The sequence below is a fragment of the Dysgonomonas hofstadii genome (assembly GCF_014196915.1).
Classification (GTDB): Bacteria; Bacteroidota; Bacteroidia; order Bacteroidales; family Dysgonomonadaceae; genus Dysgonomonas; species Dysgonomonas hofstadii.
Genome location: NZ_JACIEP010000005.1, coordinates 95,202 through 112,048, shown reverse-complemented (window position 1 = coordinate 112,048; position 16,847 = coordinate 95,202). Strand labels below are relative to the sequence as shown.

Below are 16,847 nucleotides of genomic sequence, written 5' to 3'. Positions count from 1 at the left end.
GGTCTTTTTTTATTAAAAGTAAACGAGTTGACAAAATACAAGTAAACAAGTTAATAATAATTAGACTAGTTCTTTTACAACTTATCTCGTACCTCGTATCTTGTTTACTTGTCAACCGAAAAAATAATTATAAACCAAAATAAAAGGAGAAAACACTATGGCAATATCTATGGCTGACATCCAACACTTGCGCAAAATGACAGGCGCAGGTATGATGGACTGCAAGAATGCTTTGACAGAAGCAGAAGGAGATTTTGATAAAGCAATCGAAATAATTCGTAAAAAAGGACAGGCTTTCGCTGCAAAACGTGAAGACCGCGACGCTACCGAAGGTTGTGTATTAGCTGCAACCAGTGGTGATTTCGCTGCAATTGTTGCTGTAAACTGCGAAACAGACTTTGTGGCTATGAACGGCGATTTCGTAGGGATGACAAAATCTATCCTTGATGCTGCTGTAGCTAACAAGCCCGCTGATATGGACACACTGAAAGCGTTGAAAGTGGGAGACCGTACAGTAGCTGAACTTGTAACTGACAGAATGGGTGTTACAGGCGAAAAAATGGAGTTGAATGTTTATGAACAAATCACTGCTCCTACAGTAGTAGCTTATGTTCATCCCGGCAACAAGCTTGCTGCTATCGTTGGCTTCAACAAAGCAAACGTGGACGAGCAAGTGGCAAAAGACGTTGCAATGCAGGTTGCCGCTATGAACCCTGCCGCTTTGGTTCCGGAAGAAGTTTCCGCTGAAATCAAAGAAAGAGAGATGAACATAGCAAGAGAAAAAGCTAAAGAAGCAGGAAAACCTGAGAATCTGCTTGATAAAATCGCTGAAGGAGCTTTGCAGAAATTCTACAAAGACTTTACACTTCTTCAACAGGAATTTATCAAGAATCCTAAACTGACAGTCGCCCAATATGTTTCAGGACATGACAAGGAACTGGCTGTTGTCGGATTCAAACGCTTTACTTTGAACGCTGAATAATCAGACAATCAAAATAAATCAGAAAAGTGCAATCTATATGGGTTGCACTTTTTTATTTGGATATTATTAAATAATTTTATATATTTAACTCGATTTATTAAATATTTAAATTAAATAATCTAATAATATCTACCCTATGAAAATCACGAAATTTTTATTTGTCGCAATAAGTATACTCTTGACAGCTTGCTCTTCGAGTAATAAGAAATCTTATGAGCTACCTGATAAACTGACAATAACAAAATACAAACTATTAGATAAGATAAAAGGTGGATGGGCCGGTCAAACCATAGGTGTGACATTCGGCAGTTACACGGAATTTCTGTATAATGGTACTTATATACAAGACTACCAGCCTATCCCATGGCACGAAGGGTATGTCAAAGAAACGATGGAAGCATGGCCGGGATTGTACGATGACATATATATGGATCTGACATTCGTAGAGGTATTTGAGCGCATTGGTATGGATGCCCCAACAGATTCTTTCGCTTATGCCTTCGCCCATGCAGAATACGATTTATGGCACGCAAATCAAATGGCCAGATATAATATTCTTAACGGAATTGAGAACCCGGGACACTGGCTCAATAATCCTCATGCAGATGACATTGATTACCAGATCGAGGCCGACTTTGCAGGATTAATGACCCCAGGAATGCCCAATACTGCATCACAGATAAGCGACAGGATAGGCCATCTCATAACTTATGGCGATGGCTGGTATGGAGGAGTATATGTCGGCGCAATGTATAGTCTGGCTTTCGTTTCAGATAATATTGAATTTATCGTGACCGAAGCATTAAAAACCATTCCCCAGGAAAGTAAATTCCATCAATGTATAGCAGATGTGATCAAATGGCACAAACAATATCCTGACGACTGGCACCGGACATGGTTCGAAATACAACGTAACCATTCGGAAGACATAGGCTGTCCCGATGGAGTATTCGCACCGCTAAATATAGATGCAAAATTAAACGCAGCATATATCGTACTCGGATTACTCTATGGTCAGGGGAATTTTACCCGGACAATGGAAATATCGACACGTGCCGGACAGGATTCAGATTGCAATCCATCCTCGGCAGGAGGGATATTAGGGACGATGCTTGGTTACAGCAATATTCCGGAATATTGGATGGCAGGACTAAAGGGTGCCGAGGACATAGATTTTAAATATACGACGATGTCTCTGAACAAAGTATATGAAATAAGCAACAAGCATGCTTTGGAAATGATCGTAAGAAATGACGGTATGATAGATGGTGAAAACATAACGATCAAAGTACAAAAACCAGAAGCTGTGTTGCTTGAACAAAGCTTTGTGAATATGTTTCCTGTAAAAAAAGTGAATTGCCATAATCCAGATATTCAGATACTGACCTTCGATTTTGAGGGTACTGGCTTTGTTTTGCGTGGCGGCGCTGCTAAAAGACAGGAAAATATTCCTCACGGAACTCTAACTGCAACCCTGTATATAGATGGAGAAAAAATGGAAACTTCCAATATTTCTACAAGTGCAAGATATCGTAAACACGAGTTATTCTGGAAATACCAATTACCAAAAGGAAAACACACCGTCAAAGTAGAAGTAAACACCCCAAGTGATAAGTATCTGCTAAGATCGTGGGATTATATAGTATATTCCGATATTCCGCCCGCTACTATACATCCTGAATAATAAATATAAAAAGTGTAACCTAAACAGATTGCGCTTTTTTATTCTGGTATTATCCCTATTTTTGTAAACCATCTATAATATTGTAACGATGAAAAATATATCCATATTTATTATCTTGTTTTTCTTCATTTGTTGCACATCAAAAAATAAGGATATAGCAGAGACAGATAACACATCTTATCTGGACGGCATCATCCCTCTTATGGATGCTTTTGCGAAAGATACGTCTACAATATTTGTCTGGAACGGAAATAAAAGCAAGCCGATATCTCATTATGAGGATGATCCTTTAACTCATATTGTAGGGAAATTCATCGACGGCACTCAGATATTCGCATTAGATTATGCTCCCACAGATACACTTATCAATTTCTACCGCTTCGAGCAGAACAAATGGAAAAGAGTGGGTTCTTACAGAGCTATCGAAGATAGTATGACATTTTTAGTCGGGTTTATCGATATGGACAACGACACGAAAAATGAGATAATTGTTCGTACACCTCCAAATATGAATGGAAACACATGGCAAGATGTATTTCGCTATTCAGCAGACAATGATTCTATTGAATATGCAGGAAACTTTTCTACAGATTATGAAATAAGAAAAGATAATAAAACAGTAGAAGAGACATATGAAGGTAGCTGGTATATGACTCCCACCAAAACTCTTTATCAATGGCATAATAATAAACTGATCAGGATAAAGCATATAGAACTGGAGCTGGCAGATTCTGACATCAGCAAAGATGACCGTATTTTCAGATATTATGAGAATCCAACTTTGGATAAAGATACTTTAATCTTAAAAATAGAAGTTCCTTACACAGGTCGGAAATATGAAGATATGTGGAAAAATTTCTTCAGTAATTAAGCCATAAAGGAAAGCTGACCAAATAAATAAATTTTTACTAGCTTTGTATCTGAGTAAAAAATCAGATGGAAGAAAAATCATTAAAAGATAAAACGGCATCGGGACTTAGCTGGAGCGTACTGGACAAGTTATTCCAGAATGGCTTTGTGCTGGTTTGCGGAATACTTCTCGCCCGTATAATAGACAGGGACAATTATGGACTGACGGGTGTATTGATGATTTTTGTCGGCCTGGCCAATGTATTACAGGAAAGCGGATTCACAAGCGCCATCATCAGAAAGAAAAATATCACACAGTCCGATTATATTACGGTATTCTATACAAATATATCTATCGGAATTATTTTATACCTTATCCTTTTTTTTCTGGCGCCTACGATAAGTTCTGTGTATGAAGAACCTATCCTGACGCCACTCGCACGGTTCATGTTCCTTTCATTCGTATTCAATTCTTTCGCTGTTGTGCAGAATGCGAAACTGATAAAAGAGATCAATTATAAGTTAATAACCAAGATCAATACTTTTTCTGTTTTTACAACATACTCTATAGCCTTACTGCTTGCCTACCTCGGATATAGTGTATGGGCTCTGGCATCTTTATCTGTAGTATGGCCATTCCTTAAAATGGTCTGTTTCTGGCTTTTCAGCAAATGGAGGCCATCGGGTTCTTTCAGCAAGGAGTCTTTCAAAGAACTTTTTGCTTTCAGCTCAAAACTTCTTCTGGGCAGTTTTATAAATTCAGCCATGGCAAACCTACCTCAGAATATACTGGTCAAGCATTATTCCTTAGGTATCGGAGGATTGTATAATCAGGCACAAAAAAACTATAATGCTGCAAATGACCTGCTTACAGGTTCAGTCTACAATGTCTCTTTTCCTATCCTTGCTTCGGTAGATGAAGAGCACAGGCTGAAGAGGGTATTCCGGAGATTTATACGCATCAAGGCTCTTATTATATTCCCTATGTTTATGGGAATCATACTTGTTGCCGGATCATTTATGCACCTATTGGGCGAACAATGGCTCGATGCCGCTCCAATCCTGCAATTACTGGCAATCAGTGGTATATTATTAGGGCTGGAAACAGCAAATGGAGACATATTACGCATAAAAGGGAAATCAGGCATCATCCTATACCTCACTATTTTTCAGGCTGTAATGATACTGGCTGCAATAGGTATCCCGGTTATTCTTAAGCTCGGTCACTTATATTATATCGCAGCAATTGTAGTTACCTATTTTATCCGCTATATAGTATCGAGTATAATTTCACAAAAGCTGATAGGGTATAAAATCAGCGAACTGATAAAAGACCTGCTTCCATACTTTGCCATATCTCTTTTTTGTACAGGATGTGGTTATCTTTTAAGCTTCATCATACCTAATCCTATTGTATTGATGGTATGCCAGATCGTATTTGTTGGCCTGCTTTATTTCGGGATACTATACTTTTCGGGATCGGTAGTTCTCATAGAGGCAGTGGAATACATCACTAAACGAAAAGTGAAAAAGAAATGAAGGTAAGCATCTGTATTCCGGCATATAAGCATCCGCATTTTCTGAAACGATGCCTCGACTCGGTTCTTGAACAGGATTTTTCCGATTATGAGATCGTTATTACCGATGATTCGCCCGACAACACCCTGCAAAAATTAGTGTCTGCGACATATAACGATGACCGCATCCGGTATTACAAAAACGAAAAGCCTCTGGGTTCTCCCCGCAACTGGAACGAAGCTATAAGGAAAGCACAGGGTGAATATATAAAGATACTCCATCATGACGATTGGCTGGCATCTCCTCAAAGCCTGAAAAAGTATGTGGCCATGTTCGATAACAATCCCGATGTGAACATTGCATTCTCGGGATGCTGCGATGTAAAAGAAAATGGAGATAAGAAAATACATACTGCAAGCTCGTCTTTCCTGAAAAAACTGGGAAAAGAGCCCGAAACCGTTTACAGAGGCAATCAGCTGGGTGCGCCCAGTGTGTGTGTGTTTCGAAATCGCAGGAATTACCTCTTCAATCCCCATCTCATCTGGCTTGTTGATACTGATTTTTATATCAGGGTAATAGCTGAGAATGGAAAATTCATCTATTCACCAGAACTTCTGGTTAATATCGGAATAAGCGAACACCAGATCACACAATCAGATCTGGCTTCCTACAATATCCGCCTGAAAGAAAGAATGCTTTTATTCAACCAGTATAACCTGAAAGATAAATCCCATAAATACCGGCGATCGTTATTAAGGCTACTGGGCAGAGGCAAGATTTTCAATAATGTCCGGTTAAAGGAAGAAATGCCCGATTCCGACTTTCACCTTTCCTTATCAGACATATTCTGGATATATTTTTATTATGTAAAAAGAAACATTGGCTTATTATGCAAACATGAAATAAAAAATTAAAGACACCATGCTAAAAACTACCCAGATAATCTTCGGCTTTTATCCCCGGAGAATTATAAAAAACATCAAATCTATCCCCTGGTACAACCGTACACGAAGAGATTTTCTGAAACAAATGAAAAATAATGACACTGCTTTCCCTCTGGCTAAGAACTTTCCATGCCTACAAGACAGGTACGACGATAGCGGGTCTGCATCGGGTCACTATTTCCACCAGGATTTATTTATTGCACAAGAACTTTACAAAAAGCAACCAAAGAAACACGTGGATATAGGATCACGCATAGACGGTTTTATTACTCATGTAGCATCCTTCAGAGAGATTGAAGTCATGGACATCAGGCCGTTAAGCGACACACTCCCCAATATAAAGTTCGTTCAGGCTGATTGTATGGGACAAAGTATGGATAATTATACAAACTATTGCGATTCAGTATCATCGTTACATGCTATCGAGCATTTCGGCTTAGGCCGTTACGGCGATCCTATCGATGTAAACGGGCATTTAAAAGGACTGAATAATATATACAATATGTTACAGGCAAACGGTATATTCTATTTCTCAGTTCCAATAGGGCCTCAACGGATAGAATTCAATGCCCACCGGGTATTCTCGGTAAGTTATCTTCTCGAATATTTCAGGGGAAAATATGAAATAGAGTCTTTTTCTTTTGTGGATGACAAAGGAGACATCCATCGGAACATGATATTGACAGAAGATTCTGCATTAAGTAATTTCAACTGTAAATATGGATGCGGTATCTTTGTCCTGAGAAAAGTATAATATCTCCACTATCATGAACTTCTGAAACGACAAGATGACCTTAACACCTATACTTAGCTTACAACCAGCCGGATATGGAATCATTACCCTTATCATATTCAGTGTTGTATGCGCATTCCTGGTTAAAAACCGGATGAAGATGAAAGGCTGCATGACCACAGGATATGTCGCTTTGGTTATCTTTTGTGTGACTATTCTTTGTTTTGCAGTCTTCTTCATGTTGTTTTCTTCTGTGAAGAATGACGTCAGCTCATTTATCAACGGTGAGCAATATACTGCCACAGTAACCAGTTACACCAGCGAAGATAAAGAAGACGACGAAGGTGATACGCAGACTTATTATACTTCCTATGTCACATTTACCACAAAGGAAGGATATGAGGTAACCAGACCAAAGGCATTTTCATCGACCGGAATGCCGGTAATGGGTGAGACATATACAATTTACTACGACGCGAAGAACAATACCTTGTTTGTATGGGAAGCGATGGTGGTGATTATGTTTGTGGGAATGATAATTATGGGTACTATACTTCTTTTTGCTTTCACCGGACTAGTACTTTTTGCCTTTGGGGCTAAAATGGATGGATACTGGAAAGCATGCAGGAACCTGGCTTCTTTATTCATCCCATTTATTATGATCGCCTTTGACGCCTTACTTGTATATGGCTTATTACACAAAGAGCACCCAACCTTTGTTGTCATAATATTAAGCTTTTTCATTCTTGTACTCTCGCTGGCTATCTGGGGATATATAAGCATGGCCATAAAGAAAGGCCCGTTGAAATGGAAACGTACATCGGCCGCTTCCTGGTCTGGCGACTGGGATAATGAAGATAGTGGCAAAGAAGAAAACTTTGATGAGAACAATAACACGGGTAAATTCGTTAAAATAGGCAGAGCAAACCGAAAACAAAATAAGAAAAAACGCTAACATAAAATACGACAGAATATGATCATAATCATGTCTCCTGCCAAATTGCAGGACTTTGAGACAACCGCACCAACGAAAGAAGCCACCACCCCACTCTATGCTAAGGATGCCAAGGAGTTGTACAAGTCGATGGAAGGCATCACTGCCGGAGAAATTGCTTCGCTGATGAATGTAAATCCCCCGATTGCACACGATGTATATCAGTACATCCACGCATTCAATCTGAGCAAAACGCCCCAGAAACAGGCAGCCTTCGCATACAACGGTATTGCCTACAAGGGACTGGATGCCGCATCATTCACAAAAAAAGATATGGATTTTGCTCAAAAGCATCTGGTACATATATCAGGATTGTATGGTGTACTCCGCCCTCTCGACCTGATAAAACCTTACAGGCTGGAAATGCAAATCCCTATTGTAAATGACAAAGGAAAAGACCTGTATGCGTTCTGGACAGAAAGAATCAGTAAATATCTGGCAAAAGAAATGAAAGCCGACGATAATATCCTTATCAATCTGGCATCGAAAGAATATGCCAAAGCTGTAGACAAGAAACTGTTACCTAAAGGACACCGTATCATCACTCCAATCTTTAAACAACATACCGATAAGGGATATAAACAAATTGTTGTTTATGCGAAAAAAGCAAGGGGAATGATGAGCCGTTTTATTATAAAACATCAATTGAAAGATGTAGAACATCTGAAAGCATTCGACACGGAAGGATATGCTTTTTCGGAACAGTTATCGAATGATAAAGAATGGGTATATATCCGCTAAAGCAATTTCAAAATTTCATGTTTCAAGATTTGAAAATTTCACGAAAATCTTGAAATATTGAAATTTGTAATCTTGAAACTTCTTATTACCTTTGCGTTGCGAGAAAAATCACAAATTTAAATAGTAAATAAAGAATGAAAAAGGTTGTATTAATCCGCCACGGAGAAAGCGTTTGGAACAAGGAAAACCGCTTTACAGGATGGACGAATGTAGATTTGTCGGAAAAAGGAGTAGAAGAAGCTACTAAAGCAGGAAAACTGTTGAAAGAAGAAGGCTTTAAATTTACCCTGGCTTATACTTCATACCTGAAAAGGGCTGTTAAAACATTGAACAATATCCTCGACCAGATGGATCTGGACTGGATTCCTGTTGAAAAAACATGGCGCCTGAACGAAAAGCATTATGGTATGCTTCAGGGCCTGAATAAAGCTGAAACTGCTGAAAAATACGGAGACGAACAGGTTCTTGTATGGAGACGCAGCTACGACGTTCCGCCTGCACCACTAGATCCAAGCGATCCGCGTTCGGCTTCGCAAGATCCTCGCTATGCTGATGTGCCAAAAGCATATATCCCTGAAACAGAGGCATTGAAAGAAACTGTTGAACGTATACTTCCTTACTGGCAGGAAGTGATCTATCCGTCTATGATGTGCCACGATGAAATTATCGTTGCCGCTCACGGAAACAGCCTTCGCGGTATCATCAAATACCTCAAAGGTATATCTGACGAAGATATCGTAAGCCTGAACCTGCCTACTGCAGTTCCTTATGTATTTGAATTCGACGACGACCTGAATCTTGTAAAAGATTATTTCCTGGGCGATCCTGAAGAAATCAAGAAACTGATGGAAGCTGTAGCTAACCAGGGAAAGAAAAAATAAAAAATCGTATCCTGTAATAAAAAAAGAGCTGTCATCACGACAGCTCTTTTTCTTTAACCTATATATTAATTTATTATCTATAGACAGGCACAATCGTGCTTGTATAACCTGTTCCGGAACTTATCTTTGTTTTCAGGGAACCATCTGCTCCAAATACAGCAACATCATTTCCCTGGCCTCCCATATATACATCTCCGTTATATGGATTTACATTTACTTTATATACCATAAAATAAGATGGTATCTGAGTTGTAAATTCAGCCACTTCATTTGAAGACTGATTTATTTTATAACTATAATCGATGGTTTCGAAAGTACTCCAATCGGTATAATTAAAAACAGAGTATATATAACTATCATTCACTGCAAAATCTACAGTTTCTATATCAAAAGTTTTTGTAACGGTCTCTGTTTTAGCATCCAGTAAATGTAAATTTGCAGGAGCACCTGTCGACCATGACAAATCGGCGGTATTGAAATAAATATTTCCGGTGGACGATGCTTTTATAGCATAAGGATTTTGAGGAACACTGATCACCTTTGTTTCTTTAAAGGAAGCAATATCAACTACCGATATGGTATTACCACTGCCATAGCCCGAATTACATGCATATAATTTACCTCCATATTGAGCGATGCCTTCAGTATATGTACCGCTAAGGGAGACTATGCCATCTATGGCCAGAGAAGCTGTGTCGAGCCGGGCAATTATACCCGAATAGCCTGTAATATATACCTTGTCTTTATAAAATGCCATTTTTCTCGGCATATCTGCTCCGCCAAGAGCATCTTTAAATGGGATTTTTTCCTGCGATTTCCCGGTTTCAATATCTATTATTTCGATACGTCCTCCCCCGGCAGCAACGCTTGCTCCCGAAACAATACAATACATCTTACCTCCGTATATGGCAAGGTCATTGCCCAAGTCGCCTAATGTTGCGCCATTCTGAGCTTTGTAAAATTTCTTTGTCGTTGTCCCCGTAGTATAATCATAATATGCCAGATCAGACTGGCTACTATTCCAATTACCTTCGCTTAAAATATACAAACCAACCAATTCGGGCAACTTAGCCTGCTGCACATTTATCTCTATATCATTAACACCCTCGCCTTTAAGAACTATTTTACCGGATCTTGTACCTTCGCCGTTATTTGGCTTCACAGTCACATCTACTATCGTATTTCCTTTACCCGATTCTGCAGAAAGGACGAACCAGTCTCCTGTTTTCTCTAGTGTCCAGTTTCCATCTATATTAACAGTAAACCCCTGAGTAGAAGCCTGATAACTATAGCTAAGTTGCGTTGCACTTGCTCCGGTATTACCTTGTATTACTTTTATTGCTTTTTTTACCTCCTGTCCAAAAATGTTCTTTATAGTAATGACTGCATTCCGTTCACCTCCGGCACTATTAGGCTCTACTTCTATCAGAAGGCTGTTACTATTTACTCCCTGGCTTTCCGATACTTTTACCCACGATTGGTCCGATGTTACGCTCCACGACGTATTGGATGCGATATCCAATGTCTTGGTTCCTCCTTCATTCAGGAAATATAACTCGGACGAATCTACTTTAATGTCCGCAACGTAATCGTCATCAGCACATGCAAATGTGAAAACCGCTAATGCAAGTATCACAAAAATCTTTTTCATTTTAAATGTAGTTTTAATATTATACAATAAATTACTTATCCGGATTAAAACTAAACATTTCAAATACGAGAAGTAGAAATCAAATGTAAGAACAGAAAATTCTATAAATGCCATTTGGTTTCAAAGCTTTTATTCCTCGAAAGCTTGAAATATTTTCCGCATGGCAGGTCTTCTGACTTACATCATCTTCGGAACGCCCTTCCCATTCTTTTCTGAACAGTGGTTTTTGAGTATTGCCCGAAGACTTCATTGATGCTTACAGCAGCGGGGCCTGTTCAGGATTTTCACCTGATTCCCTTTTACAACTACAACCGGATGGCGTAGCCGTACCAATGCGCCGACAAAATTAATCATTTTTTAGAGATAAGAATAAAAAAACTATATTAAATATTTTTATTCTCAATTTTTCAAGCCTTAGTGCGCGCCCTCATGCGTACTATCAAAAAAAAAACACGGATTGTAAATCCGTGCCAGTAAAAGATTAAAACAGTTCTTTCTCTGTACTGTGAGATTTTTAATTCATCAAAGGACCGAATATCCAGCTTGCAACAGTCAGGTATATGATCAGCCCCGTCACATCGACGATCGTTGCCACAAATGGCGCGGATGATGTCGCCGGATCTGCTCCCAGCCTTTTCAATATAAAAGGTAACATGGAACCGATTAGCGAGCCCCACAACACGATGCCGATCAGTGCCAGCGACACGGTCGAACCCACCATGATCCAGTGTTCTCCATAAAGGTTGGGAAATATCAGATGCCAGATATAGATTCGGAAAAATCCGATACCGCCCAGTATTACTCCCAGGCTAAATCCGGATATGATTTCGCGGCGAAAGACCTGCCACCAGTGCCTTAACCTTACCTCGCCGGTTGCCATTGCCTGTATAACAAGGGTGGATGCCTGCGAGCCGCTATTACCTCCACTGGATATCATCAGTGGTAGAAAAAGCGCCAGTACTATCATCTGAGCCAACTGCTCTTCGTAATGCTGCATGACCGACGCAGTCAGCAATTCTCCTATAAACAGGACAATCAGCCATCCGGCACGTTTCCATATCAGCTTGTAGACAGGAAGGTCGAGGTATGGTTCATCTAAGGCCGATGTACCCCCCATGCGCTGCATATCTTCAGAATACTCTTCGTCGGCAGCCCACAGGATATCGTCGATGGTTACAATACCAAGTAATAACCCGTTTGTGTCTATCACAGGAAGAGCAACCCTGTTATTCATCTTGAATATCTTGATACCCTCTTCCACCGGGTCCTGTACCTTCAGGTAGATAAGGCGTCCGTCCATCAGTTCCGATATCTTTTTCTTCGGGTCATTGATCAGCAATTCCCGTATCCTGAGGTCATCAATAAGGATTCCTTTTTCATCGAGAATATATATTACATCGATGGTTTCCGAATTTTTTCCATTCCTGCGGATATACAATAAAGCTTCCTCCACTGTATAATCTTTGGGCAAAGCCAGAAAGTCGGGAGTCATCATACGCCCGATGCTGTCTTCGGGATACGAAAGCAATGTGAATACTTCTTTCCTGTCCTCGGGGCTAAGCAGGGAAATTAAGCGGTGTTGTAATTCCTGATCCCTGAGTTCACCCAAAAAGGCCGTCCGGTCATCGGGAGGTAGTCCGTTAACGATGCCGAAAATCTTGTCTGCCGAAAGTTTCTTTACTATACGCTCTTGCGTAGGCGCATCCAGTATGCGGAAAACATTTACAGCCCTGTTAAGACTGAGGGTACTGATAAATAGAGGCGCATAATCCGGAAATTCATCTATAAGGTCCTCGACATCGGAAATGTTCAGGTCGTCGAGGAAAACGCGGAGCATACTGATGTCTCCGGCGTCAATCAGAAGTTGTGTTTCTTCTGCTAGTCGTTCGATTCTCTCCTTCATCCATAAGAATATTTTTAAGGTGGAACAATACAAAAACGATCTGTGTGAGATTATTTTTGGAATGAACTAGCATTTAAAATTTACGGATATCCGATATTATCAACAATGCCGCAATATCCGCTTGTAAAATGCGGGTGCAAAGATAGGCCTTTAATATCGAAAAAAAGAAAACAACAGTCAATTTTTTTCCCTTGATATTATTGTTTGTACTGAAATTATATTACATTTGCAACATCGTTTCATTTGAAATATCATTGCAATGAATGCCGAACAAATATTAAAACATCATGACCTGAAGAATACAGGTTGCCGCAAGTTTATAATCAACGAATTACTGAATATCGATTCAGCCTTGTCCGAAAATGAAATAAAGCAGGCCATGCCAGACCTTTTCGACAGGGTTACTTTTTACCGGTCACTGAAAACGCTGGAAGAGAATAATATTATTCACCGGGTCGTATTGCAGGACTCTACTGTGAAATATGCTCTGAATAAAGAAGTACTTCCTAAAGGAGATCATGCCCATTTCCACTGTATAAGATGCGACAGTGTAACCTGTATCGAGACCCAATTGCCCGAGACGCCCCATCTGCCTGAGGGCTTTTCGGTAGAATCGGTAGAAGTCTTGCTGGAAGGCACCTGTCCGAATTGTAAAGAATAATATCCTTATTTATAACCACATATTTGTAAAAGAAAATGCTAAGAAATATATTACTTACCTTCCTTTTATTGCCCCTCTTGTATATAACTCCGATTATAGCTCAGACAGAATGTAATCTGTCGGGCATAGTAATAGACAAAGTAACGGGCAAAGCACTGGAGGGGACTTCAATTACACTGCAAGGCTCGACTATAGGCGCATTTACTAATAGCGCGGGGTATTTCAATTTTTGCCATATCAAGCCTGATAAATATACATTAGTCATCGACCATATCGGTTATGAAAAGGACACTATCAGCATAGAATTGGATGAACTGGTAACCCGTCTCGATATCCGCCTGAAGCCACAGGATATAGCCCTGAAAGAAGTGGTGTTCACCACAAAGGATCCCGTTCGTACCCAGGTTGTTGTAACACGTCCCGATCCGGTTACCTCTTTCGGACAACTACTGAACACCTTACCGGAAACGGCAACGATGAATATAGGGGCCGGTGTATCGAAACCTGTTATAAGGGGACTCTCGTTCGACAGGGTATCCGTTATCAACAGAGGAATCATGCAGCAGAACCAGCAATGGGGAGCCGATCACGGACTGGAAATCAACCAGTTCGATATGCTCTCGGCTACAGTCTATAAAGGCCCGAACGCACTATTACTGGGTTCGTCGACCACAACAACGATTGAGATAGAACCATATAAGTTTAAGAATACCAAAGATTTCTTTAGTGGCGAGGCTACTCTGTGGGGAGCTACTAATAACGATGAAATAGGCGGAGCATTGACAGCCGAATGGCAAAAGAATAAATGGTATGCCCGGGGATCGTTCAGCTACCGTGATTACGCCGACTACAGGGTTCCGGCCAAAAGCTTTGTATATGAGAGCGAAGAGACTGCCCTACCCGATAAACGGGTGCCGAATACAGCAGGAAAAGAACAGAGTATATCCGCCACAGTCGGATTTAGAGAAAGAAATGTGACCACCTATTTTAATGTAAGCAACAACTACCAAAAGAATGGCTTATTTGAACTGGAGCATGACCACGATGAGCATGACCACGAGCACGGGGAAGGTGAACATGACCATGATGACGACCATGATGCCACAGAAGACACCTCGCACCGGAATATCGGCCTGCCTTATGCCACATCCAACCATTTTATGATAACAAACAATACTGAATGGCAAAAGGGCAACAATACCAAACTTGTAGTGAATACAGCTTATCAAAGTAATCACCGCAAAGAATTCGAGCATTTCCATGAACACTACGAAGGCCAGCAGGCGCCCGTCACAGATGATGATCTTGCTGTGGATTTCAAATTACATACATATTCTGTCAATGCGAGGCTTCATCTGGGAATACAGGAAAAATGGCGCAACAGCTTCAGTATAAGTACAGAATACCGCCAGAACAGGATCGGCGGCTTTGAATATTTCCTGCCACGATATAATCAGGTATCGGGAGGGTTGGCCTACGTTTCCAGTTATGAGATATCAAACAAATGGCTCTTAGAGGGCGCTGTAAGATATGATATTGGCCATATGGATGTAACAGGCTTTTACGATGATGCGCTTGCCGCACATCTTACTGAAGAAGGATATAATGCCGGAATTGTACAGCAATATGCGCAACGGGCTTATGACGTCGATCGCAATTTCGGGGGAATATCGGGAAATATCGGAATAAGATACAGAGCCGCCGATGATTTTACGTTAAAGCTAAACATAGGTAAAAGTTACCGCATGCCATCGGCTAATGAACTGGCGGCAAACGGACTGCACCATGCCGCTTACCGTTACGAGATAGGGAATCCGGACCTCGATCCCGAGCATGGTTATATTTTTAATCTGGACACAGAATATAAGCTCAGGAATGTGACCGGACTTGACGGGCGCTACCATACGCTGGAGATATATTTCAATCCGTTTGTGTATTATTACTCCAATTATATTTATTTACAGGCTATAGACGAGCAGGCTGTAGAACTTTACGAGCAGCAACCTTATCAGTATACCCAGGCAAAAGCGATTTACGGAGGAGGAGAATACAAAGTGGTGTGGCCTGTGATCAAAAAACTGGCACTGTCTACACAAGGTAGTCTGGTATTGAATAAGAATCTGGATAATAAAGAACCATTGCCATTCACACCTCCCTTTACAATGACAAACGAAGTAAAATTCCGTAATGATGATATACGCAGTAAAAAGATAGATCATTATCAAATCAGCGTGTCGCACCGCTGGTATGCCGACCAGAACAGGGTGGGCGTAGGTGAAGAAGATACAAAAGGCACAAACCTGTTCGACCTGGGTGCAGGTATCGTATACAAATTCAATTCAAAACTCGCTGTTGATGTGAATATGCAGGTGCGGAATATATTCGATACACGATATATGAACCACCTAAGCCTGTACAGACGGTTGAATATTCCTGAACAGGGACGGAATTTTCAGTTGTTTATCCGCATCCTGTTTAAGAGTTGAAAGCTTTAATTATCTAAAAAAGTATAGCTCATAATGAGGTAACTCGCAACTTTATCGTATTTTCGCAGTTGTAAACCGATAATGTTATAGAATGAAAAATTTCTGTTTTGCTGTTATTGCTGTCATATTATTGCCCGTCATATACTTTTCGTCGTGTGCCAAAGTAGAAGATAATAATGTGGCACAGCCGACTATATCGAATATCCGTTTCAATGAAAGCGACACGATAGTATATACCGATGATAGCAATATTAAGAGATCGATCCGGTTTAATGATAGCGTATATGCTCTTGAATACCGGAAAACAGATACATTGATTCCGGGAAAATGGGTATACATTTCAGCAGACCTCCATGCTGACGGGAAACTATCGACTTTCATAGTCAGAGGAAACCTTACCTATAAGAGTAAGAGTATAAAAAATTATCCGGATTCCATATACGAGATTATCCGTTCCGGACAAGGAATATTCAGTGATAAAACAGACTCTACGGTATATCGCAACAGGCTATTGCAAATACCTGATACTATAATAGATAATAATCGCAAATTATTTCTCAATAATGAATGGCGGACTGTAGTGGATACGCTATATCTTTATAAAGAAGAACCTTATAAATTGATGACTGTGCTAATGGATCGATTCGGCAATGTCAGCGATTCAACAAAAGATATACGCCAGATAAAATTTCTTACCAGAAAAGAACTAAGAGAACTCAAAGGAAAATAAAATACATTATAAATATCAGAGAGCATGAATCTTACACAGGTTCATGCTTTTTTATTTCCTTATCTGTGGCATAGGTTAATGATAATACCT

At 40.2% G+C, this 16,847-nt stretch carries 14 protein-coding genes and 1 riboswitch; of the genes, 12 read left to right on the top strand and 2 right to left on the bottom strand.

Annotated elements, in window-relative coordinates; all coding sequences use genetic code 11:
• Nucleotides 1-157: 157 nt before the first annotated feature.
• From tsf to gpmA, 9 genes are all read left to right on the top strand, one after another.
• On the top strand, nt 158-982 hold the full coding sequence (tsf, locus tag GGR21_RS07935) for a translation elongation factor Ts (protein WP_183306678.1): 825 nt from the start codon (nt 158-160) through the stop codon (nt 980-982).
• Nucleotides 983-1,118: 136 nt separating this feature from the next.
• On the top strand, nt 1,119-2,666 hold the full coding sequence (locus GGR21_RS07930) for an ADP-ribosylglycohydrolase family protein (RefSeq protein WP_183306677.1): 1,548 nt from the start codon (nt 1,119-1,121) through the stop codon (nt 2,664-2,666).
• Between the two features lie 88 nt (nt 2,667-2,754).
• Nucleotides 2,755-3,537 carry a hypothetical protein gene (locus tag GGR21_RS07925; protein WP_183306676.1) on the top strand — a complete coding sequence of 261 codons (783 nt, stop codon included), beginning with the start codon at nt 2,755-2,757 and terminating at the stop codon, nt 3,535-3,537.
• 65 nt (nt 3,538-3,602) lie between these two features.
• On the top strand, nt 3,603-5,054 hold the full coding sequence (locus tag GGR21_RS07920) for a lipopolysaccharide biosynthesis protein (RefSeq protein WP_183306675.1): 1,452 nt from the start codon (nt 3,603-3,605) through the stop codon (nt 5,052-5,054).
• Complete coding sequence (locus GGR21_RS07915; RefSeq protein ID WP_183306674.1) at nt 5,051-5,947, top strand: glycosyltransferase family 2 protein; 897 nt, start codon at nt 5,051-5,053, stop codon at nt 5,945-5,947. Before GGR21_RS07920 ends, GGR21_RS07915 begins: the two co-directional genes overlap by 4 nt.
• Nucleotides 5,948-5,954: 7 nt before the next feature.
• Entirely contained in the window at nt 5,955-6,731 is a 777-nt protein-coding gene (locus GGR21_RS07910) for a DUF268 domain-containing protein (RefSeq protein ID WP_183306673.1), read from the top strand.
• 34 nt (nt 6,732-6,765) lie between these two features.
• Nucleotides 6,766-7,665, top strand: coding sequence for a DUF3592 domain-containing protein (locus tag GGR21_RS07905; RefSeq protein WP_183306672.1), 900 nt, complete (start codon nt 6,766-6,768; stop codon nt 7,663-7,665).
• An 18-nt stretch (nt 7,666-7,683) separates the two neighbouring features.
• Complete coding sequence (yaaA, locus tag GGR21_RS07900) at nt 7,684-8,445, top strand: peroxide stress protein YaaA (protein WP_183306671.1); 762 nt, start codon at nt 7,684-7,686, stop codon at nt 8,443-8,445.
• A gap of 134 nt (nt 8,446-8,579) precedes the next feature.
• Nucleotides 8,580-9,326 (top strand): 2,3-diphosphoglycerate-dependent phosphoglycerate mutase, encoded by a 747-nt coding sequence (gene gpmA, locus GGR21_RS07895; protein WP_183306670.1) that lies wholly within the window; start codon nt 8,580-8,582, stop codon nt 9,324-9,326.
• A gap of 73 nt (nt 9,327-9,399) precedes the next feature.
• On the opposite strand, the gene GGR21_RS07890 is transcribed toward gpmA, so the two are convergent.
• Nucleotides 9,400-10,977 carry a BACON domain-containing protein gene (locus GGR21_RS07890; protein ID WP_183306669.1) on the bottom strand — a complete coding sequence of 526 codons (1,578 nt, stop codon included), beginning with the start codon at nt 10,975-10,977 and terminating at the stop codon, nt 9,400-9,402.
• A gap of 145 nt (nt 10,978-11,122) precedes the next feature.
• A riboswitch (cobalamin riboswitch) is annotated at nt 11,123-11,327 on the bottom strand.
• A 164-nt stretch (nt 11,328-11,491) separates the two neighbouring features.
• A complete protein-coding gene (gene mgtE / locus GGR21_RS07885) occupies nt 11,492-12,880 on the bottom strand; it encodes a magnesium transporter (protein ID WP_183306668.1) in 1,389 nt (462 codons plus the stop codon).
• A gap of 259 nt (nt 12,881-13,139) precedes the next feature.
• Here mgtE and GGR21_RS07880 point away from each other — a divergent pair, with 259 nt between their 5' ends.
• The 3 genes from GGR21_RS07880 (at nt 13,140) to GGR21_RS07870 (ending at nt 16,757) form a co-directional block, all read left to right on the top strand.
• Nucleotides 13,140-13,541, top strand: coding sequence for a Fur family transcriptional regulator (locus GGR21_RS07880; RefSeq protein WP_183306667.1), 402 nt, complete (start codon nt 13,140-13,142; stop codon nt 13,539-13,541).
• A 35-nt stretch (nt 13,542-13,576) separates the two neighbouring features.
• Nucleotides 13,577-16,027: a TonB-dependent receptor gene (locus tag GGR21_RS07875; protein WP_183306666.1), complete on the top strand. Its 2,451-nt coding sequence runs from the start codon at nt 13,577-13,579 to the stop codon at nt 16,025-16,027.
• Between the two features lie 91 nt (nt 16,028-16,118).
• Nucleotides 16,119-16,757: a hypothetical protein gene (locus GGR21_RS07870; protein ID WP_183306665.1), complete on the top strand. Its 639-nt coding sequence runs from the start codon at nt 16,119-16,121 to the stop codon at nt 16,755-16,757.
• The last annotated feature ends 90 nt before the right edge of the window (nt 16,758-16,847 follow it).